The 20,085-nt window shown below is 47.3% G+C and carries 19 protein-coding genes; 11 read left to right on the plus strand and 8 right to left on the minus strand.

What is annotated here, in order from left to right:
- Positions 1–12 precede the first annotated feature (12 nt).
- Positions 13–1,182, minus strand: coding sequence for a benzoate/H(+) symporter BenE family transporter (locus tag ACFVTB_RS10100; RefSeq protein ID WP_387748057.1), 1,170 nt, complete (start codon positions 1,180–1,182; stop codon positions 13–15).
- A gap of 116 nt (positions 1,183–1,298) precedes the next feature.
- Between ACFVTB_RS10100 and ACFVTB_RS10105 the strand changes: the two genes are divergently transcribed.
- The 4 genes from ACFVTB_RS10105 to ACFVTB_RS10120 all read left to right on the plus strand — a co-directional run bounded on the left by ACFVTB_RS10105 (position 1,299) and on the right by ACFVTB_RS10120 (position 3,339).
- A complete protein-coding gene (locus ACFVTB_RS10105; RefSeq protein WP_387748060.1) occupies positions 1,299–1,490 on the plus strand; it encodes a hypothetical protein in 192 nt (63 codons plus the stop codon).
- Positions 1,491–1,750: 260 nt separating this feature from the next.
- Complete coding sequence (locus tag ACFVTB_RS10110; protein ID WP_387748579.1) at positions 1,751–2,389, plus strand: NAD(P)H-dependent oxidoreductase; 639 nt, start codon at positions 1,751–1,753, stop codon at positions 2,387–2,389.
- A 168-nt stretch (positions 2,390–2,557) separates the two neighbouring features.
- Complete coding sequence (locus tag ACFVTB_RS10115; RefSeq protein ID WP_387748581.1) at positions 2,558–2,875, plus strand: ArsR/SmtB family transcription factor; 318 nt, start codon at positions 2,558–2,560, stop codon at positions 2,873–2,875.
- 14 nt (positions 2,876–2,889) lie between these two features.
- Positions 2,890–3,339 (plus strand): SRPBCC family protein, encoded by a 450-nt coding sequence (locus ACFVTB_RS10120; protein WP_387748062.1) that lies wholly within the window; start codon positions 2,890–2,892, stop codon positions 3,337–3,339.
- A gap of 59 nt (positions 3,340–3,398) precedes the next feature.
- On the opposite strand, the gene katG is transcribed toward ACFVTB_RS10120, so the two are convergent.
- Positions 3,399–5,588, minus strand: a complete 2,190-nt coding sequence (gene katG, locus ACFVTB_RS10125; RefSeq protein ID WP_387748064.1) for a catalase/peroxidase HPI — start codon at positions 5,586–5,588, stop codon at positions 3,399–3,401.
- Positions 5,589–5,720: 132 nt separating this feature from the next.
- Here katG and ACFVTB_RS10130 point away from each other — a divergent pair, with 132 nt between their 5' ends.
- Positions 5,721–5,963 (plus strand): NADPH-dependent FMN reductase family protein, encoded by a 243-nt coding sequence (locus ACFVTB_RS10130; protein ID WP_387748066.1) that lies wholly within the window; start codon positions 5,721–5,723, stop codon positions 5,961–5,963.
- 673 nt (positions 5,964–6,636) lie between these two features.
- On the opposite strand, the gene ACFVTB_RS10135 is transcribed toward ACFVTB_RS10130, so the two are convergent.
- The 5 genes from ACFVTB_RS10135 to ACFVTB_RS10155 all read right to left on the minus strand — a co-directional run bounded on the left by ACFVTB_RS10135 (position 6,637) and on the right by ACFVTB_RS10155 (position 11,662).
- Entirely contained in the window at positions 6,637–7,002 is a 366-nt protein-coding gene (locus tag ACFVTB_RS10135) for a GntR family transcriptional regulator (protein ID WP_387748068.1), read from the minus strand.
- Entirely contained in the window at positions 7,002–7,655 is a 654-nt protein-coding gene (locus ACFVTB_RS10140; protein ID WP_387748070.1) for an ABC-2 transporter permease, read from the minus strand. The genes ACFVTB_RS10135 and ACFVTB_RS10140 overlap by 1 nt, the downstream gene beginning before the upstream one ends.
- Positions 7,648–8,502, minus strand: coding sequence for an ABC transporter ATP-binding protein (locus tag ACFVTB_RS10145; RefSeq protein ID WP_387748072.1), 855 nt, complete (start codon positions 8,500–8,502; stop codon positions 7,648–7,650). Before ACFVTB_RS10145 ends, ACFVTB_RS10140 begins: the two co-directional genes overlap by 8 nt.
- 125 nt (positions 8,503–8,627) lie before the next feature.
- On the minus strand, positions 8,628–9,812 hold the full coding sequence (locus ACFVTB_RS10150) for an acyltransferase family protein (protein ID WP_387748074.1): 1,185 nt from the start codon (positions 9,810–9,812) through the stop codon (positions 8,628–8,630).
- 116 nt (positions 9,813–9,928) lie between these two features.
- Positions 9,929–11,662 carry a methyl-accepting chemotaxis protein gene (locus tag ACFVTB_RS10155; RefSeq protein ID WP_387748076.1) on the minus strand — a complete coding sequence of 578 codons (1,734 nt, stop codon included), beginning with the start codon at positions 11,660–11,662 and terminating at the stop codon, positions 9,929–9,931.
- Positions 11,663–12,044: 382 nt separating this feature from the next.
- On the opposite strand from ACFVTB_RS10155, the gene ACFVTB_RS10160 reads away from it, so the two are divergent.
- Positions 12,045–12,503: a GNAT family N-acetyltransferase gene (locus ACFVTB_RS10160; protein ID WP_387748078.1), complete on the plus strand. Its 459-nt coding sequence runs from the start codon at positions 12,045–12,047 to the stop codon at positions 12,501–12,503.
- Between the two features lie 30 nt (positions 12,504–12,533).
- Here the strand turns inward: ACFVTB_RS10160 and ACFVTB_RS10165 are convergent, their stop codons facing one another.
- Positions 12,534–13,877 (minus strand): aminotransferase-like domain-containing protein, encoded by a 1,344-nt coding sequence (locus ACFVTB_RS10165; protein WP_387748080.1) that lies wholly within the window; start codon positions 13,875–13,877, stop codon positions 12,534–12,536.
- A 149-nt stretch (positions 13,878–14,026) separates the two neighbouring features.
- Between ACFVTB_RS10165 and ACFVTB_RS10170 the strand changes: the two genes are divergently transcribed.
- The 5 genes from ACFVTB_RS10170 (at position 14,027) to ACFVTB_RS10190 (ending at position 19,984) form a co-directional block, all read left to right on the plus strand.
- Positions 14,027–14,944, plus strand: coding sequence for a DMT family transporter (locus tag ACFVTB_RS10170; protein ID WP_387748082.1), 918 nt, complete (start codon positions 14,027–14,029; stop codon positions 14,942–14,944).
- Positions 14,945–15,205: 261 nt separating this feature from the next.
- Entirely contained in the window at positions 15,206–16,207 is a 1,002-nt protein-coding gene (locus ACFVTB_RS10175) for an ABC transporter substrate-binding protein (protein WP_387748084.1), read from the plus strand.
- Between the two features lie 118 nt (positions 16,208–16,325).
- The gene (locus tag ACFVTB_RS10180; protein ID WP_387748085.1) at positions 16,326–17,324 is read left to right on the plus strand and encodes a FecCD family ABC transporter permease; all 999 of its coding nucleotides are present in this window, start codon (positions 16,326–16,328) and stop codon (positions 17,322–17,324) included.
- Positions 17,324–18,331 (plus strand): FecCD family ABC transporter permease, encoded by a 1,008-nt coding sequence (locus ACFVTB_RS10185; protein ID WP_387748086.1) that lies wholly within the window; start codon positions 17,324–17,326, stop codon positions 18,329–18,331. The genes ACFVTB_RS10180 and ACFVTB_RS10185 overlap by 1 nt, the downstream gene beginning before the upstream one ends.
- A gap of 18 nt (positions 18,332–18,349) precedes the next feature.
- Positions 18,350–19,984, plus strand: a complete 1,635-nt coding sequence (locus ACFVTB_RS10190; protein WP_387748088.1) for a helix-turn-helix domain-containing protein — start codon at positions 18,350–18,352, stop codon at positions 19,982–19,984.
- Positions 19,985–20,085 lie beyond the last annotated feature (101 nt).

A 20,085-nucleotide genomic window follows, 5' to 3' on the forward strand; every position in this document is an offset into this window, starting at 1 on the left:
GGCGAATAGTAACTAGCGCTTGTTCGTTCCGAGGGGGCGCCCGCCTTCGCCTAGTAGTTTAGCTGCTGCTGATCCTGCAACTAGTGACCATACCGCTGCTGAAATGCCGAAAAAGGAAATGCCCGAAACCGCGATGACAAAGGAAAAAAGTGCAGCGTACTTATAACGAGTGTCCTGAAAGGCGGATTGCAAGCTGCCGAGCAAGACGCCGGCCAAAGAGAAGCCAGTCAACATCGTAATAAAGTAGGATGGGAGCAGCTCGATAACGGCAATAAGCTTCCATGAGAATAGTCCAAACAAAATAACGATTATGCTGGAGACAACAGCTGCCTTGTATCGCTCATCATGATGGCCAGCCTCATCACTGCTGCATAGTGCGGTCATCATGCCCCCAATATTAATGGCTTGTCCGCCAAATATACCCGACATTATCGTGCCGAAGCCAGATAATGCCACCGCCTTATTAGAAGGGGCGCGGTAACCGTTCTTCATAAGTGCGGCCAAAGCCACGGCTAGATCATTGGTCAGGACGAGCACAGCCAGTGGAATGGCTATTGTTAGCAGGCCATTGAACGTAAACGCAGGTATGATCGGCTGCGGCAGGCTGAAAGGGATGCTGACCATCGCTGGAAATGGATATACGATCATAAGTCCGATCAATCCGAACACCAATACGCCCAGTAGCGGCGGTATTGACTTAGAAAGTCGGGGAGCGACGAAGTATCCGATCAGACTAAGACCGGCAATAAACGGAGCCTCCTGAAAGACCGGCACAATGCCAGTTACGTAGTGCAGAATCAAACCTGCGAGCATGGCATCAATTAGCGCGCGCGGAATGAGCTGCAGCAGCTTGTGAAAAATGCCAGTAACGCCGAGCAGCGCGATAATTGCTCCTGCAAGTATATAGCCGCCTGCTAGCTCTGCCAGTGACAAGTGCACGGCAGTCATACTCAAAAAAGCGGCGGCTGTTATAGAGTGCGCTCCTGCAAAAGGAATTTTGTAGGCAAGTGCGAGCCATAAATTCATTGCCCCGCCGGCAACATAGACAATAAACATCCACGAAAGCAGTGCGGCTGATGAGAGGTCAAGTTGTTTGGCTGCGGTAATAATCATAATGGCTCCACCGGTGCAAGCCATTAACGCCGATAAAAGTCCAGTAGATAGCTGCTGTAATTTAATCATGAGATTCCTTCCTGCTGCTTGATTAATAATCTTTTGAGTATAGACCAAATTAAGCAGTTTGAATAGGGACACTGACATGGCTGTAGTGCCAAAGCTCGGAGGAAGCAGCAAGAGACATGGACTGGTTATTGCAGGCGAAAAACACCCTTGAAACCCACTTTTGTAGTTGGTTTCAAGGGCGTTTTGAAAATTCATCAGAACCTTTTGGGACAGCCTGTTTCGTTCGTTTATTTCACTTGGTCCGCTATTTTTTTGATAAACATGCATGCGCAAATCGTATCGCTATTAAAAGCGGTAAAGCTGATTGATGCAGCGGAGACGACTACGCTTGGTAAATCGGATGGCTATTCGTTGTTCTATGTCCGCACTCGATAATCGTCGGCTCCCCATTCACTGACCCATAGCAATGAAAAACACGCCAAGTCATGGCGTGTTTTTTTGTTCGGCAGAGCACTGCAGGGGCAAATTCTGTTGTTCTGCTTGACAGCAAATAAAACAGGTTATATATTTAATGTATTGGTTAAATAACCAAAAGGTTAAATATAAATTGAAGGTAGGTAATAACAATATGGCAACCGTACTTTATATCACAGCAAATCCGAATTATGAGTCATCTTACAGTTTGGCAGTAGGAAATGAATTCGTGTCGGCTTATCGAGCCGCAAACCCGAATGATGAAATCGTACATCTTGATCTATATAAAACGAATATTCCTGAGATTGATGCAGAAGTGTTTAGCGGATGGGGAAAGCTTGGGGCGGGAGCTGGATTTGATGCATTGACCGGTGCGGAACAAGCGAAAGTCGGTCGTCTAGGCGAACTGGTCGATCAATTCGTCGCTGCAGATAAGTATGTATTTGTAACCCCAATATGGAATTATTCCTTTCCGCCCGTTATGAAAGCATACATCGATTCTATTTGCGTAGCAGGCAAAACGTTTAAGTATGTGCAAGGGATAGGGCGGGTTGGCCTATTGAGAGATAAAAAGGCGGTTCACATTCAAGCAAGCGGAAGCGTATTGTCACCTGGCTCAGCGCTTGCAGAATTTGAAATGGGCCATCGTCATCTGAATGCCATTATGGAATTTTTTGAGGTTCCAAGCTTCGAGAGCATTTTCGTAGAAGGGATGGCTGTAGATCCTAGCCAAGCGACTGTGATTAAAGAAAAGGCGATACAGCAAGCGCGTGAAGTTGCTCAGAGCTTCTAACGAATCCATACAAGAGCCGATGAGGTTCAGGTATCCAATCCTGATCCATCTGGCTCTTTTTTTGCATACTTTCGTACAGTCTGCTTGATGGGGGGCCCCCGGGAATAGCTGCTTGACATTAGATGAAAACTGCATAAACTTAAACATATGGTTAATTATAACGATGAAATGTTAAACGATGTTTTCCAAGTCCTTTCTGATCCGACGAGAAGAGAAATCATAAAAAGTCTAGCCGTTGGAGAAATGACCGTCATGAATTTGGCCAAACCTTTTGAAATGTCATTGCCAGCTGTCTCCAAACACCTGAAGGTAATGGAGAAGGCTGGTCTAGTTTCGGTTCGAAAGGAAGGAACGTATCGCTATTATTATCTAAATCCAAGGGCAGTGGAAGACGCTCACGAGTGGTTAATGGACTTGAGGAAGTTCTGGACTGCGCAAGTGTTTAACCTTGAACATTTTTTGGATAATCAATCTAAAGAAGACTAACGGAGGCACGATTCATGATCTCAATGCAGGCAGGAAAGTTTTTCCTTGAGCTTCATCATGTATACAACGCGAGCAAGGAAAGAGTGTTCCTGGCTTGGACGAAGGAAGAGCAGTTAAAGCAATGGTGGGGGCTGACCGGCTTTAAGACGACCATTGGACAAATGGACGTTTCGGTTGGAGGCAAATATCTTTTTCATATGCAAGCGCCCAACGGAAGAATTCACACCCTAGAAGGCCATTATGTAGAGATCGTTCCGTATGATAAGCTTTCGTTTACTTGGAAGTGGCTGAATGAAGGGGCCGACGCAGAGGAAACGCTTGTTACCATCGATTTTATCGACAAAGACAATAAGACGGAGCTTGTTATTACCCACTCCAACTTCATTACAATGAAAGAAGCGAAGAAGCATAATAACAGCTGGACCAATTCTTTAGAAGGCGGTTTGTGCAACTATTTTCATTAAAAAAAGAGCTGAATCGAGCGTAAATGACAGGACACTCGGTTCAGCTCTTTTACATGCAATTAGTTTCGTTTCAGATCGAAACGATCCGCATTCACAATCTTTAACCAGGCAGCGATAAAATCGCGTACAAACTTTTCCTTGTTATCGTCTTGCGCATAAAGCTCCGCAATGGCGCGCAGCACGGAATTTGAACCGAATACGAGGTCGACTCTAGTCGCTGTGCGGACGACTTCGCCCGTCTTCCGGTCGCGTCCTTCGTATACGTCTCCGTCTACAGGCTTCCATGCAACGTTCATATCGAGCAGATGAACGAAGAAGTCGTTCGTAAGCGTGCCCGCGCGGTCTGTAAAAACGCCATGCTGCGTGCCGCCATAGTTGACGCCAAGCACGCGCAGTCCGCCGATCAGCACAGTTAATTCCGGCGCAGTTAGATTGAGCAGCTGTGCTTTGTCCAGCAGAAGCTCTTCAGCGCTAACATGGTACTGCTTCTTCTGGTAGTTACGGAAGCCGTCGGCTGCTGGCTCAAGCACGGCAAAGCTTTCTTCGTCGGTTTGCTCTTGCGTCGCGTCTCCGCGTCCAGGAGTGAATGGTACCGAAGCCACAAAGCCTGCGTCTCGGGCAGCTTTCTCGACGGCGGCGCTGCCGCCCAGCACGATCAAATCGGCAAGGCTGACATTTTTCTCGAAATCGTCTTGAATGCCTTCCAAAATCGTAAGTACTTTGGCAAGCTGCTTCGGCTGATTGACTTCCCAGTCCTTCTGAGGAGAAAGACGGATGCGGGCGCCGTTAGCTCCGCCGCGCTTATCGGAGCCGCGGAAGGTGCTGGCCGAAGCCCAAGCAGTAGTGACCAACTCGCTGACGGTCAGACCCGATTCCAAAATTTTTGTTTTGAGCTCTTCTATTTCCACATCGCTTAACTCATACTCCGCAGCTGGAACAGGATCTTGCCAGATCAGCTCTTCTTCAGGAACCTCTGGGCCAAGATAACGGGCGCGCGGTCCCATGTCCCGGTGCGTCAGTTTAAACCATGCGCGGGCGAAAGCGTCGGCGAATTCGTCCGGATTTTGGTGAAAACGGCGGGAAATCTTTTCATATGCCGGATCCAGTCGCAAAGCCATATCTGCGGTCGTCATAATCGTCGTTACGCGAATGGAAGCGTCTTCCGCATCCGGCGCGAGATGCTCGGCGGCAGGGTTTACAGGCTTCCATTGATGCGCGCCGGCAGGACTTTTCGTAAGCTCCCACTCATAACCGAATAACAGATCGAAGAAGCCGTTGTCCCACTGCGTCGGATTAGCCGTCCAAGCGCCTTCGATACCGCTAGTGATGGCATCTCGGCCTTTACCGGAGCCATGCGTGCTAATCCAACCTAAGCCTTGCGCTTCGATCGGAGCAGCTTCCGGTTCCGGACCGACATGAGCGGCGTCGCCTGCGCCGTGCGCTTTGCCAAACGTATGGCCGCCGGCTACCAGCGCCACCGTTTCTTCATCAGTCATGCCCATGCGACCGAAGGTTTCGCGAATGTCGCGGCCGCTGCCAACCGGGTCCGGCTTGCCGTTAGGGCCTTCTGGATTGACATAGATAAGTCCCATTTGTACGGCGGCCAGCGGGTTTTCAAGATCCCGATCGCCGGTGTAGCGTTTATCTCCTAGCCATTCTTTTTCAGCACCCCAATAAATATCTTCTTCCGGATGCCAGACGTCTTCACGTCCGCCGCCAAAACCAAATGTTTTCCCGCCCATCGATTCAATAGCGACATTGCCCGTTAAAATAAATAAGTCGGCCCAAGAAATGCGGTTGCCGTATTTTTGCTTAATCGGCCAAAGCAGCCTGCGTGCTTTATCGAGATTGCCGTTATCCGGCCAGCTGTTTAGCGGAGCAAAACGCTGCGAGCCGCTTCCGCCGCCGCCGCGACCGTCGCCTGTCCGATAAGTGCCGGCAGAATGCCAAGCCATACGAATAAAGAACGGACCGTAATGACCATAGTCAGCCGGCCACCATTCTTGACTGTTTGTCATCAGATCGCGAAGATCCTGTTTAAGAGCGAAATAGTCTAGTTTGCTAAATTGTTCCGCGTAATCAAAGTCATCCCCCAATGGATTCGATTTTCTGTCATGCTGATGCAGAATGTTCAAATTCAATTGGTTTGGCCACCAATCTCTATTAGACGTACCACTAGATTTGTGACTAGTAGCGCTGCCATGCATTACCGGGCACTTTCCTGCGCTTGCAGTTGCTTTTGTGTCCATTACATCATCAACCTCCTATTGGTTATAAAAAGTAGCAAATAATAATTGCTCTAATTTATTTTATATAGCTATATCCAATAGAAATCAATGCTAGAACCGAACTTTTCATCTAATCTTCACCCTAGGATTCGAATGAAGCAAATTATTGGAAATTACATAGGCGCAGCACATGCTTATTTCACTTCATCAGACAATTTGAAGGGCAGGGAGTTTTTAATTGCGAGGACGATGGGAGGATCGGAGAAGCAATATCGTGCAGGAGGCGACAATCTGTTCACCTTAAGCGAGTATTTGCGGCCAATTCAGGGCACGTTTCCTATAGACCAGTTGAAGATGATCTTGAAGACGAGGCAAAACGGTATGCGGAGCATGTGATATATCCTGGGGTGAAGCTTGCTCAGTAAAAGGGGAAAAAACTTGGTGCGAATCATAAGCTCACATGAAATCGCCGGGAGATTCGCACCAAGCGTTACGGACAGAAAAATCGGCTCAGAACCGAAATCACTTGAAGCGAGGGGGAGCGCTGCGGGTCAGAGGGTTCTTCCGATCGCCATTAAAGCCTGATTCCTTTATTGTATGGAGGTTTGAGGTAGGAATCATGCTTTAAAAGCGACCACTATCGTTTCTCCAGAATCCCTCTGACCCTTCGCTGCTCTCTCTTTTTCAGTTCAGAACTGACTTTAAGCTTGATCCTAATAATCATATAAATATGGTATAATTTTTATGTTCAATATATTGTTAAATAGGATTCGCACTTTATGGCCTCTGAAGCCTTATGGAATAAGGCTTCAATCAGGGCGCTGTCGCTCCTTACGTAGGAGCGTGGATTGAAATTGGCGTTACTTTAACGAGATTACTAGGCTGCGACTGTCGCTCCTTACGTAGGAGCGTGGATTGAAATAGGTCGTCCATGCTTTGTTATATCATCTTTTCCAAGTCGCTCCTTACATAGGAGCGATGATTGAAATCTTAACAGTAAACCACTTACCACACATGCAACACGAAAAAGACGGTGCAGGGGACTCTACCCTGACACCGTCACTCATCGCTAATAGATTTCCTTCATCAGCTCAAAAACCTCTTCTATCGACAGCCCGAACGATTTGTAATAGGATGCGTCGACCACCATCTGCTTTAAAATCATTTCATTGCGTTTTCTCAGCATATCGTCGGGGGAGAGATCGGCGACAAAGCAGCCTTTACCGGTTACGGTATAGATTAAGCCTAGCCGTTCGAGCTCTTCCCACGCTTTTTTCACGGTTATAATACTAACGCGAAGCTCTGTGGCCGCTTGCCGTATCGGTGGCAGGCTGAATCCTTTTTCAAGCTCGCCCTTAAGAATTTGTGCGCTGAGCTGTTCAAAAAGCTGTTGATAGATCGGTTTTTCCGATGTGTTCGAAATAGCAATATTCATTATACTTCCACTTTCTCAAACCGTTTAATGGCAATATAATAAGCGATTATGGTGAATAGCGCAAATATTGCGATGCCCGCGAATAGGATGGAGAGATGAATGGTTAAGTTATCGGTGCCCGCCCCTTTGAATAAATCGAAGAGGTAATCGTTCTGTATTCCAATCCATTCGGCGCCTCCTGCAAACAGCATAGCAACTGCAATAGATGCGAACGTTGCTGCCCCGTATTTATACGCAGTCTTATAGTACATCGGGATGAAGATCAGGTTGAAGAGGGCCAGCATGACGAAGCATAGTCCCCAGAAGCCAAGGGTCGGTCCGAAGAAATAGTAGACCAGATTCGGATATAAGCGCACGCTAATCATGCCGTATATCATGGCGACAACGATATGCAGAAGTTCAAGGATCACAATAAACGAAACTTTCGCTTTGACAATGTCCTTTTTTCTTACAGGCATCATGCTTGTAAAAATCAAATCATTCTGCGTTTTATATCCGGCAAACGTATTCGGTATGGTTAAAAAACAGAAGTAAAGGATGACTAGAAAATATAACCACCCGGGAATGAGCATCAAAGCGCCGGTCAAGAAGGGCAGTATATAGAAGAAAGGACTAATGCCAATCTTCATTTCCTTCATCAGCAAGTTATACATGTGCACCCTCCTTTTTGGAGAAGTAAATCATAATCTCTTCCAGATTAGGCACCGTCGACTTCACATCTAATGACGAATCAAAATCCTTCGTATGGATCAAACCCGTAAAACCAAAAGAATTCTTTTTGTAGGAAATCAACCGGTCCTTTATCAAATGCAATTGCTCCTCTTTACCATTAACCAAACGGTAGGTATCGATAAAATCTTCTTTATCGGAGCTTTTAATAATCCGTCCGTTATCGATATAAGTAATATAATCTGCACATTTTTCCAAATCGGTTGTAATATGAGTGGAAAAGAGAATGCTGATTTCTCCTTCTTCCACCAGCTCCTGAAAAATGTCGAGCAGATTGTCTCTCGCAACCGGGTCAAGTCCGCTTGTCGGCTCATCGAGAATGAGAAGCTTTGCGCCGTGGGATAGAGCGATAGCCAGGTTGTATTTTACTTTCATTCCGGTCGATAGCTCGGCTATTTTCTTATCTTCGTTTAAATTGAATTTTTTCAAGTAGCTGTAGTAGGTCTCATCATCCCAGTGCTGATAAAACTTTTTAATAACGCTGGTTAACGATCTGATTTTGCTGCGCGTATAGAAATTGACGTCTCCGAATGCAAAGCCAATCTCTTGTTTCAGTTCGATTTCGTGGGTGCGCATTTCCTTGCCCAAAATCCGGATTTCGCCGCTATCTGTTCGAAGCAAGTTCAGGATCGACTTTATCGTGGTTGTTTTTCCGGCGCCGTTGGCTCCGATAAATCCCATAATATAGCCTTTTTCCAGCTGAAAAGAAACATCTTGCAGTTGAAAATGTTCAAATTTCTTATTCAACTTGTTGACCTCTAATGCCAGCATAGTGTCCTCCCCTAATTAAAATTGTGTATGTTGTGTATGCACAATGTATCACTGAGGGTATCTGATGTCAAATGTTTTTATAGCTGAGGGACTGTCCCAAAGTCAAAACAAAAAAAGACGACTAATTAATTAGTCATCCTTTTGTCTATATGTTTAGCTAACTTAATTGCACCCTGATCAATGTACTTCATATAGTAGTGTGACAGTAGGAACAAAGGTATCATTGAGAAGATAAACGTAATGCCATAGGCTTCATTGTAACTAAAATAAGGAATCAATTTACTAAACACAAACGCTGAATAGGTAGTTAAGAATGTAAAATGAATCAAGTAAATGGAAAACGATATTTGTCCCAGGTACGCAAATGGCTTCCAACTAAATAAACGTTGCATCCATTCAAGACGCAATAGGGCAAACAGTATCATTGCTGACCCTAATGTTCGTGCAATAAGTCTAGGGTCTAAACAAAATTGTGTCCACTTATTCAGATGCGCTATCCCTATTTGGATCGGTTCATATATCGTACCCATAAGCGCTGTGTAAGGGGCCGACCCTAAATAGATACCTAGAATCAGGATAGCAATCGCTATCCCTTTAGGTTTGACCCATTTTTGTTTCAGTAAGTCTGCAAGTAACATTCCCCATAGAAAGGCAACAAAATAGGTCTGAATCAACGCAATGGATAGGACAACATATACAATCCATCTTCTTTTTACTCGGCCAAATAAAGCAATAAAACCGAAAATTAAAAACGACCCCAAAAGCTCATACCCCATAGTCCAAAGAACGGGATTGTAGGGATGCGATTTGAAACTGAAAAACGGGTCAAAGACAGCTGCTTTTATGACGGTATATAAATTAGTGTCCAAAGCGTAATAATCTTTTTTCAGATCCGTCCAAGTTATATCCCAAATATCCTGCAAATAAAAAGCATGAGTAATAATAGCGATATAGACGAGAAAAACCGAAGTAGCCGCAGGGACTGCCAATCTAACATACCTTCGAATGGCGCTGGATTGCATCCTTTTTTGAAAGTTTTCACTGTCGAGTTCTTTTTCAAACATTTTTACACTTAAGACGTACCCACTGAGTACAAAAAATAAACAAACAGCAAATTGCCCGTTATAAAACAAATTTAATGGGGAATGGCCATACCATATATCCCACCTAAAATGTGCTTGTTGTGCTCTACCGCTTAGCGCAGCTGGATAAAAGATTTGGATATAGTGCGAAATGACAACAGCAAGCGCCGCTAACCCTCTAATCCCATCCAAATAAAATAATTTTTTTTCGGATGTCTTCTCTATCAATCTGTAGATTCCCCTTTTTTGCGAATCTAAATAGTATATCACGTCATTTTAAGATATTAAACGACAAAAAAATGAGCTGCACGAACATTGTTCGTACAACCCATCTTCATTACGGATTAGATTTTGAACTTCTGAACAGATTTTTGCAAATCTGCCGCCATTTCCGACATGTTGCGAATGGCTGCCGTAATCTCTTGCATCGTTGCGCTCTGTTCTTCAACAGCCGCAGCTGTTTCTTCGTATCCAGCCGACTGCTCCTGGGTTACGCCAGAAATCTTTAGCATCGTATCGGAGATCAATTCGAACGATTGATCTGCCTTCTCCAGCGTAAGCTGTAAATGATCGATCCGATCCGTGAAAGAGGATATGCCAGCGAAAATAACTTTGAAATTTTCATACATTTCTTTAACCCATACCTGTCCTTGCTCCACAGCATCATAGCCTTGAACGACCCGATCGTGAACAAATTGACTGTCTTGCTGAGTACTCGAGATCAGCTCTGTAATGGAGCTGGCTGCAGATGCTGACTGTTCCGCAAGCTTCTTTACTTCTCCGGCAACGACGGCAAAACCTTTACCGTCTTCTCCAAATCTCGCCGCTTCGATAGAAGCATTGAGAGCCAGCATATTCGTTTGCTTGGAAATATTCGTAATCATATGAATAATCTCTCCGATTTCCTTAGAGCGATTACCCAATTGAACAGCCGCCTCCTGCGATTGCTTCATTTCCTGTTGAATGATATTCATTTGTCCTAATGTTTTCTCCACGAGCTGTTGTCCTTCGTCAGACTGCTTTCCAACCTGATGCGCCATCTGCTGCATCTCTCTTACTTCAGAGGTCACGTTAACCATATCGGCATTTACTTCAACAATAGAAGCAGTGCTGTCTGAGATCGAGACTATGACGTCCGCAACACCCTCATTCATGCTGTTCATCGACCCGGCAACTACCTGTGAGCTGGCGCTTAACTCTTTGGCCGATTGGTACAAATGATCGCTTGTGCTTGTAATGGTATGAGAGGACGATGAAATTTGCCTAATCAATGCTTCCAAGTTGCTGCGCATTTGATTGAAGGACTGTGCAAGCTTTCCGATTTCGTCCGTCCGTTTTATATCCACCTGCGCAGATAAGTCGCCCGCAGCGACCTTCTGCGTCACTTGCATCAGCTGCACAACCGGCTTAACGATACTTCTGCTAATTAGGTAAGCAAGGAAACCGCCAATTACGGAAACAATTATTGTTATTAATATCGATGATTGCAGCATATTTTTTTTCGCTAGAGGTACAGCTGAAGCGTCAAGATCAATGCCGACAATACCGACATTTTGTCCGCTATTATCTGTCAAAGGGATATAGACTGAACGATGGATCCCATATTCGTCCTTATAAATAGTACTGATAACTTCTTTATTTTCTGCTATCGCGGCATTAATTTGGGATGAAAAAGCATACGCTGTGCCAAAATCGTCATCAACCCCGGTCAATACGACAATTCGTTCATTACCGCCCGTGTTCATTAGAATATAGACATTTTCTAATGTGTGTTTCTCACGAATCTTTTCCAATCCTTCTTTAATCTTTAGGTACCGGGGATCGCTATTGCTTTCAATTTCAAAACCCTTTTCCGGAATAGAATCAAGGAAAGAGCTTACTGTTTGGATATCAGTACGCAGCCGGATTTCCAATTGTTCCTCAAGCTTCTCCGTCATGTTTTTGCCATCTAACCACTCGTTAATAAAAAAGACAATGCTAATCACAGTTACCAGCAGCACAATGCTGGCTGTCATTTTAAAAATCATTCTATCTCGCACCCGACTTACTTTTTCTGCTATTTCTTGCTGCTTCACCATATTTCCTCCTGTTAGTAACGAATACACTGGGTCTGTAGTGTATTGATATTTCCTAAATTAATGCATATGTACATAGCTGCAATTGGAAAACCTAGTATAGTATATTTCTGTATACGTAGCAATATCGTTAACAAATATGACATATGATGCATTAAACTAGCAAAATAATCAGAAAAATTAGGTTATTGTAAACTGAAATTTTTGAATTTGATTTATTACATTTTATGGTTAAAATAGTATAGGTACATTCTGATTGATGTGACGAGTCGAAAAATGAAATGTACTAACATGCATGACTGAAGAGGAGAGAGAGCAGCGAAGAACCCTCTGACCCGCAGCGCTTCCTCTCACTTAAAGTCAGGCGAGAGGAGTTGGGCGAAAGATGGACATTCAAATCGAAAAGGCATCCTTAGCGGATGCCGAAGAAATTCTTTTATTGCAAAGACTTGCGTATCGAAGCGAAGCAGAAATTTACAATGATTTCAGCATTGAGCCGCTCGTCCAGACAGTGGAGCAGCTTCAATCGCAGTTTGAAGATCACATTATACTTAAAGCTGTGCTTGACGAGACAATTGTCGGCTCTGTACGGGCAATCGATCGGGACGGTACCTGTTTTATCGGCAAGCTGATGGTTCATCCTAGCCATCAGTATAAAGGAATAGGCAAAATGTTAATGCACGCTGTGGAAGGTCTGTTTCCGATTTCCAGGTATGAATTGTTCACGGGAAGCAAGAGCGAGAGCAACATTGCTTTATACGCCAAATTAGGATACCAAGTGTTCCAAGAACGCGAGGTTACTCCCGGATTTCGTATGGTTTATCTTGAAAAGTTCACGGTTTAGGCGGCTGGAGCGCAATCCGCAGCAACTGCTTCAAGCTTTCATGCTGGAAAGCGCGGCGGATAACTGCTCCATGCCCGCGTGGATTTGATCCAGTTGGAGCCGGGATACATTGAGCTTGACGATCGGCTGCTGCTCATAGCCGTGTAAATAATGAGGTTCGATGGAGCCAAGCAGTATCGATTTTCGTTTCAAGGCGCTGATCAGTTTATCGGTCAGCGCCTTTTTTTTGAGCACAAAATGATTGTGAATCATCGGCTGTACCGGCGAGATGTACGATACTAACTCCGGGTGAAGCGCTGCTAATTGCTTTAAGGCGTTGTCCAGAACATGCGCTTTCTCCGCATAGGAGGAGATGACCCGCGCGCGGTGGCGGGCAAACATGCCGCTTTTAATATAAATCTCAAGCGCGGCTTGAGACATTGCCGCACTGTCAATATCGAGAATACGCTTGTAACGGGTGAAGGTCTCGACAAGCGCTTCCGGAAGGACGGCAGCCCCGACTCTTAGCCCTGGGAAAATGATTTTGGAATAGCTTCTCAAATAGATGACTCGGGTGGCGCGGCTATAGGCAAAGATCGGATCGGACTTGGAATTTTGCTCGTAGTCAGCCATATAGTCGTCCTCGACAATATAAACATCGTAGCGATCAGCGAGACGGGCAATTTGCTTCTTTGTCTCTTCATCATAAGAACTGCCGAGCGGATTATGAAACCGGGGCGTCGTGTAAAAGAACTTGATGTTTCCCGTGCGAAAATGCCGCTCCAGCTCTTCCAAATCAATGCCCTCCGCTGTTCGGTTGATTCCTACGGCAGGGATGCCACGCGTCTTCAGCAGCTCCAATAGCAAATGATAGCCTGGTTGTTCCACCAGCACGTTCTGCTTCCCGCCCGGGAATTCCATTTCGCTTAAGATAGACAACGCTTGCTGCACGCCGGAAGTAATAACGATCTGTTGGTTGTTTGCAAAAACTTGCGAGGACATCAGCTGCTTTTGAATGATTCCAATCAGGGAGGGAAGTCCGCGCGGCCTTCCGTATATGAACAGCTCGCTGCGGTAAGTGTCGATGGCTTTGTTCATACAGTGCTGGAAATCTACATAAGGGAAGATGTCCGGATCGGGAGAGGCGGAGACAAAATCAAGGAAGGGGGAGGATTCCTCCTGATGGCCCGACTTGTTTTTGACGACAAAGAAGCCGCTCTTGGGAATGGAGTAAATTAAGTGACGCTGCTCCAGCTCCTGCAGTGCTCTTATGATCGTGCTGTTGCTGTAGCGGTATTGATCGGCAAGTATGCGAATAGAGGGAAGTTTATCGCCTTGCTTTGCGTTATCTATCCATGCTTCCAAATCGGCAAGGAGCTTCATGTATTTTAGCATTCCTATCCCTCAGTCTGAAATCTGTATCGGTACAGATCATGTTTTCTATTATTGTATCACAGATAAGCACCGGATAAGATTAGAGCGTGGATGCTGCGCAGCATGAAGAAAAAATCCGATTGGACAGTAACAGATGGAAGGTGATCGTGATGAAGCAGAATCGGACCAGCGGTTATGCAGCCGCTTTAATTTACTCCGTTATTATTGGGTTTTCTTTTATTTTTGTAAAAACCGCTCTGGAAGATGCAGGGCCTTTGGATATTTTAGCTCATCGTTTTACATTATCGTTTGCAGCGGCAACGATACCGGTCTTGTTTGGATGGGTTAAAGTGAAACTAAACTGGAAAAAGGATTTATGGACTATTTTGCCGCTCGCGTTATTTTACCCCGTTCTCTTCTTTAGCTTTCAAGTTTTTGGGCTTGTGTACACAACAACCTCCGAAGCCGGAATCATCCAGGCAGCCATCCCGATTTTCACGATGCTGCTCGCCTTCTATTTCCTGAAGGAGCGAACCCGCGGCTGGCAGCTTGCAGCCACATTTGTCTCCGTATTTGGCGTGATGTTCATCTTTGCGCTAAAGGGATTGGACGTACGGAACTCCAGCCTGATCGGAAGTGTGCTCATTCTGTTATCGTCGCTATCCTCAGCAAGCTATAACGTGATGGCACGCAAGCTGGGTGGGAAATGGGACGTTTTTACATTAACCTACGTGATGACGGCGGCCGGCTTTGTGCTCTTCAATATAATGGCGGTGAGCGAGCATTTGCGGCAGGGAACAGCCGGACAATTTTTTGAACCGTTTACGAAGCTCCCTTTTGTCATGTCCATCTTGTACCTGAGCCTGTTGTCTTCACTTTTAACGTCGTATCTGTCCAATTATGCCCTTTCCAAGCTGGAAGCATCGCAGATGAGCGTGTTCGCCAATCTGGCAACTCTGATCTCGATTGTGGCTGGCGTTATCGTCCTGCATGAACGTCTGGAATGGTTCCACTACTTTGGCGGACTGTGCATATTGCTTGGCGTTATCGGACGGAATTTGCGCCGAAGCCAAAGCCCCGCGCGGTAACTAAGCATGCCGGCATTAGCTCGGGACAATAATTACGGTATAGAATCATCTATCAGTTTCGCAATTGGTTAAGCCATTGAAAACATCATGTACCCAAACGCAGCCTGATTCAGGCTGCGTTTTACATTTAATTGGCATTTTCTGCGACTGTACTAAAAATAGTATATGAGATTAAAAGAATACTGCATGGACAAGTTCCCACTTTCTCCCTATAATCAAGAATGATAATCATTATTAAATAGACTAGGGAGATGACAGGGAATGCAAGTACAGAGAGACGGGTCAGGCAACAAAAAAACGATGATGATTGCGCTGGCGGTTGCCTTGATGCTGCTGCTGGCAGCATGCGGGAATAGCGGAACAGATGGAAATAAGGCTGGAACGGGAGCAACGGCAGCTCCTGAGAAGAAGCAGGAGGAGAACGCAGGCGCTGCGACTACTCGTACAATTAAAGATGCATACGGCGATGTAGAGGTTCCGGTGAATCCTGGGAAAGTCGTCGTGCTCGATATTGGCGCGCTCGACAATTTGCTGGAGCTTGCCGTCAAACCGGCAGGCGCACCTTCCATTTTGACGGCAGGCGATCCTTATCCGGCTTACTTGAAAGGCACGGACGGCATTACGAACATCGGAACGGTGAACGAACCGAGCCTGGAAGCGATCGATGCGCTGCAGCCGGATTTGATCATCGGCAACAAAGATACGCATGACGCCATTCACGGTCAATTGTCGCAAATCGCGCCGACCGTTTTTGTCGAGACGCTCGGTGTAACTTGGAAACAAAACTTGCAGCTCCACGCGGATGCCGTGAACAAACAAGAAGAAGGTCAGAAGCTGCTGGTAGCTTACGATAAGCGCATAGAGGAATTGAAAGCGGCGCTGGGTGGCGAGAAAGCGAAAGAAGTATCGCTGTTCCGGCCTCGGGCAGACAAAATTCAAGTTTACCTGCAAGAAACGTTCGCAGGCACGATTATGCAGGACGCAGGCATTGCTCGTCCCGCAGCGCAGCAGGACGCCGGTTTCTCCAAAGATGTGACGGAGGAGCAGATTGCCGATTTGGATGGCGACGTCATCCTGTGGTTTAACCGCGAGCCTGATGCATTCACGAAGCTGGAGCAAAGCGCTCTGTGGGCAACGCTGAACGGCGTGCAGAACAAATCCGTACATCCGGTAGATTGGGAATACTGGCTGAGCGGATTGGGTATTCAGGCGGTTAACAAAGTGGTTGACGACTTGAACAAGTTCGTGGCAGCAGGAAAATAACTAAATTTCGTTTTCATTCATTAATAGAACGGCGCAGCGCTACTCGTATAAAATTGGATCGTCTCTTGCGACGGTCCAATTTTGTGCGTATGGACGGCGCGTGGCGGAGGCATTCGATATGTACAAAAACAATAAATGGAGAATAATTGGTTTGTCAGCGTTGGTGGCTGCTGTGCTGCTTGCCTTTCTAGGCAGCATCATGTTCGGCATCGTGCAGGTTCCTTTTCGTGCCGTCATCGATGCCTTTTTGTCGTTCGACGGTTCTCGGGAGCATTTAATTATTCGCACCGTCAGGCTGCCGAGGGCGTTAATGGCTGCTGTGATCGGAGGCTCCCTTGCCGTTGCCGGATGTCTGATGCAAGCGATAAGCCGCAACGCTCTTGCGGGGCCGGAACTGTTTGGCGTCAGCAGCGGCGCGGCACTGGCAGCGGTCGCCGCTTCGTTTTGGCTGGGAAGCGCCTCCTTGCATTTATTTGCATGGTCCGCTCTCATCGGGGCGACAGTTGCAGGCATGGCGGTATTTTTCCTTAGCTATCGGAGCGGGCAATCCATATCGTCAACTCGGCTGGTGCTTGCCGGAGCCACTTTGAATTTGTTGTTTGCCTCACTGACGCAAGGCATATTGATCTTGAACGAGCAGTCGCTTGATACGATGCGCTATTGGCTGGCAGGCTCGCTGACAGGCAGAGACTTGGACTTGTTTTGGCAAGTTATACCGTATATGAGCATCGGTGCAATCCTAGCGTTTGCCGTAAGCGGTCAGTTGAATATATTCGGCCTGGGTGAGGAGGTCGCCCAAGGGTTAGGACAGCGAATTGCTGCGATCCGGATAGCGAGCATTATCGCGGTCGTGCTGCTCGCCGGAAGCGCGGTTGCTCTTGCAGGGCCAATCGGATTCGTAGGCTTGGCTGTTCCTCACATCGCACGTTTGCTCGTTGGCGGCAATTATCGCTGGCTAGTGCCTTATTCCGCAGCACTCGGTGCGCTGCTGCTGCTCGGGGCGGATATCGGAGCACGTTTCGCGCTGCCTGGCCAAGAGATTCCTGTAGGCGTCGTCACTGCATTCTTCGGTGCTCCAATGCTTATCTATTTGGCCCAACGAAAGGAGAAATCGTGATGATGACTTCTTCTGCGAAACGGCGCGCACTCTTGATCATCGGGCTGTTGGTCGTACTGAATGCAGGTGCACTTGCGCTTCATTTGATGTTGGGGGAACGCTCTATTCCGCCGAATGAAATATTCACAAGCTTAATAGGTACCGGCGGGCAGGAATATCGCTTTACGATTCATGAGCTTCGGCTGCCGAGGGTGCTTACAGGTATGCTGGTTGGATGCGGGCTGGCACTGGCGGGAACGGTATTGCAGGCGATTACGGGAAATCCGCTGGCTTCTCCGGGCGTCATCGGGCTGAATTCGGGCGCTGCGGCAGCGGTCGTTGCGGTCATGGTGCTCGTTCCGGCATTTCCGATGCGGATGATGCCATGGGTAGCATTTGGCGGAGCCTTCCTCGCAGCAGCCGTTATTTATAGCTTGTCTTGGAGGAAAGGGGAAGCGGGTTCGCCTGTCCGCATGCTGCTTATTGGCGTAGGCATTTCCGCCATGACGGGCGCGCTTATCACCTATTTGCTGACGGTCGGCAAAATCTTCCGAGTGTCGCAAGCTTCCGTCTGGATGGCGGGTAGCCTGTACGGGCGTACCTGGGACCATTTCTGGCCGCTGCTCCCTTGGCAGCTCATTTTGTTTTTATTGGTTGCAGCGATGTCCAGAAAACTAGATCTGTTTCTGCTCGATACGCAATCGGCAACCGGGTTAGGACTGCGGGTAGAGGGGACAAGGCTTCTCTTCATTCTAATCAGTGTAGGACTGGCAGGATCGGCGGTTGCGATGGCCGGTACGATCGGCTTTGTCGGACTGATGGCGCCGCATATGGCAAGGCATCTGGCTGGCACGCGCAGTATCGTCAGGCTGCCGGCGGCAGCGCTGCTCGGAAGTTTAATCGTCGTACTGGCGGATCTCGTCGGACGAATCGCGTTCGCGCCTTACGAAATTCCGGCCGGATTGATAACGGCTGTGATCGGCGTTCCGTATATGATCTATTTGTTATTACGACGTAGAGCAATATAATGGAATAGGGTCGCTAGAATGATAGAAAGGCTGGTTGAGCTTCTTATGCCGACTTATGCGAACGAGAACGATTCCTCTATTATTTATCTTCTTTCCTCCGTTCATAAGAGAAAGCTGACAGGATCTCCGCACGCGAGGAAAATACAACTATCTGCTTACCTGTTATGTTTCGTAACGGAAGGCGAAGGAGTTGTTGTGCTTGATGGGGCTGTTCACAGGATTCGGCCTTTCCAGCTCTATTTGCTCGTGCCCGGTATGACGGTAGAATTTCCTGAGCAGTTCGGCATGGTTCAATATTATGGCGTACGATTCGAGCCAATCGAGCTGACAAAGTCGAAGGGAAGCTATGGTACTGCAGCCCCATCGACTTTGTCGCTCGGCTTGCAGCCCGGGCTTATTTCCGTTCGAGATCCGCAGCGAATTTGCCGAGAGATTGTGCAGCTATACCATCAAGCCAGAAGCATACCAGCGGCTGGCCGAGATTCGTTTGCGCTTAGAATCCAGCTAGAGCAATTCATCCATCAAATTATGCAGGATGACTCGGAGTCGCCGTCGACCCAGCAGGATGAGCGGGTAGAGCGAAGCATTCGATATATGGAGTTGTATTACCAGCAGAAAATAAGCATCGAGCAATTGGCTGAAGCAGCGGGCGGCATGTCGTCGGTTGCTTTTTCGCTGTTGTTCCGCAACGAAACCGGGCTTCCGCCAGTCGAATATTTGAGCAACCTGCGTATGAAGCTCGCCAAGCAACTGTTAAGCGAGAGCAATAGCAGGGTGAAGGAAGTGGCGGCGGCAGTCGGCTTTCGCAGTGAATTTTATTTTAGCCGCATGTTTCAGCGTATAGTGGGCGTTTCTCCGACAATGTATATGAAGCGCGGCAAGCTGAAGGTAGCGGTGGCTTCCTCGCTGGGCTTCGGTGACCATTTGAGAGCGGTTGGCATTGAGCCGGTTTGCGAGGTTGATCTATTCCAGTACCCGCATATCAGCAATGAGGCGTACGCCGATCAACTTAGAGGCCGGCTTGCGGAATTGGAGCAGTGTAATCCGGATTTTATCATCGCCGATCATTACCATACGGAGTTCAAAGACCAGTTCAAGCGGACGGCCGCACCCGTTTATATGGATTTTTCAACTTGGGATTGGAAAAGAAACTTCGAGCGGATCGCGGAACTGGTCAAGCGTGAACGGGAGGCTTCTGAAATGCTGACAAGGCTGTATGTTCAGATCGAGACAGCCGGACAGAAGCTGCGGAAAAGACTAGGTATGGATCGGGTCGCGATCATGCAAGTAAGCCATCTGGGGATTGGCCTACAGGGAAAGGAGCATCACCCGCTGAATGAGCTGGTGTATGGCGATCTTGCCCTGCGCCCGTGCGAGCAGGCGCCTGAGGAGCTGTGGCGCTGGGAGATGCAGCCTGAGTCGATGCCGGTATTGGATACGGAGCATCTGTTCATTCACCAGCATCATATACGTGCCGGAAGTGAACGGCTTTATAAGAAGCTGACCGAGACGGAGGCATGGGCGCAAATGACGGCAGTCAAGGAGGGCAGGGTGCATACGATTCCGAACTGGTTCGCGATGAGCTGGACGCCGATCGGCAGGCAGCGAATCGTGGAGGAACTGATGGCCTTCTTGGAAAATCAGAAGACATAGAAGAGCAGCAACTTGCAAGAGGTATATACGTGCACCACATCACCTTGTTTTAGCATAGGCTGAAGTTAACGCAGTCTCAAGTCTAGACAAGGAGGCAGTAA

It is taken from the genome of Paenibacillus sp. NPDC058071 (genome assembly GCF_042885235.1).
In the GTDB taxonomy this organism is placed as follows: domain Bacteria; phylum Bacillota; class Bacilli; order Paenibacillales; family Paenibacillaceae; genus Pristimantibacillus.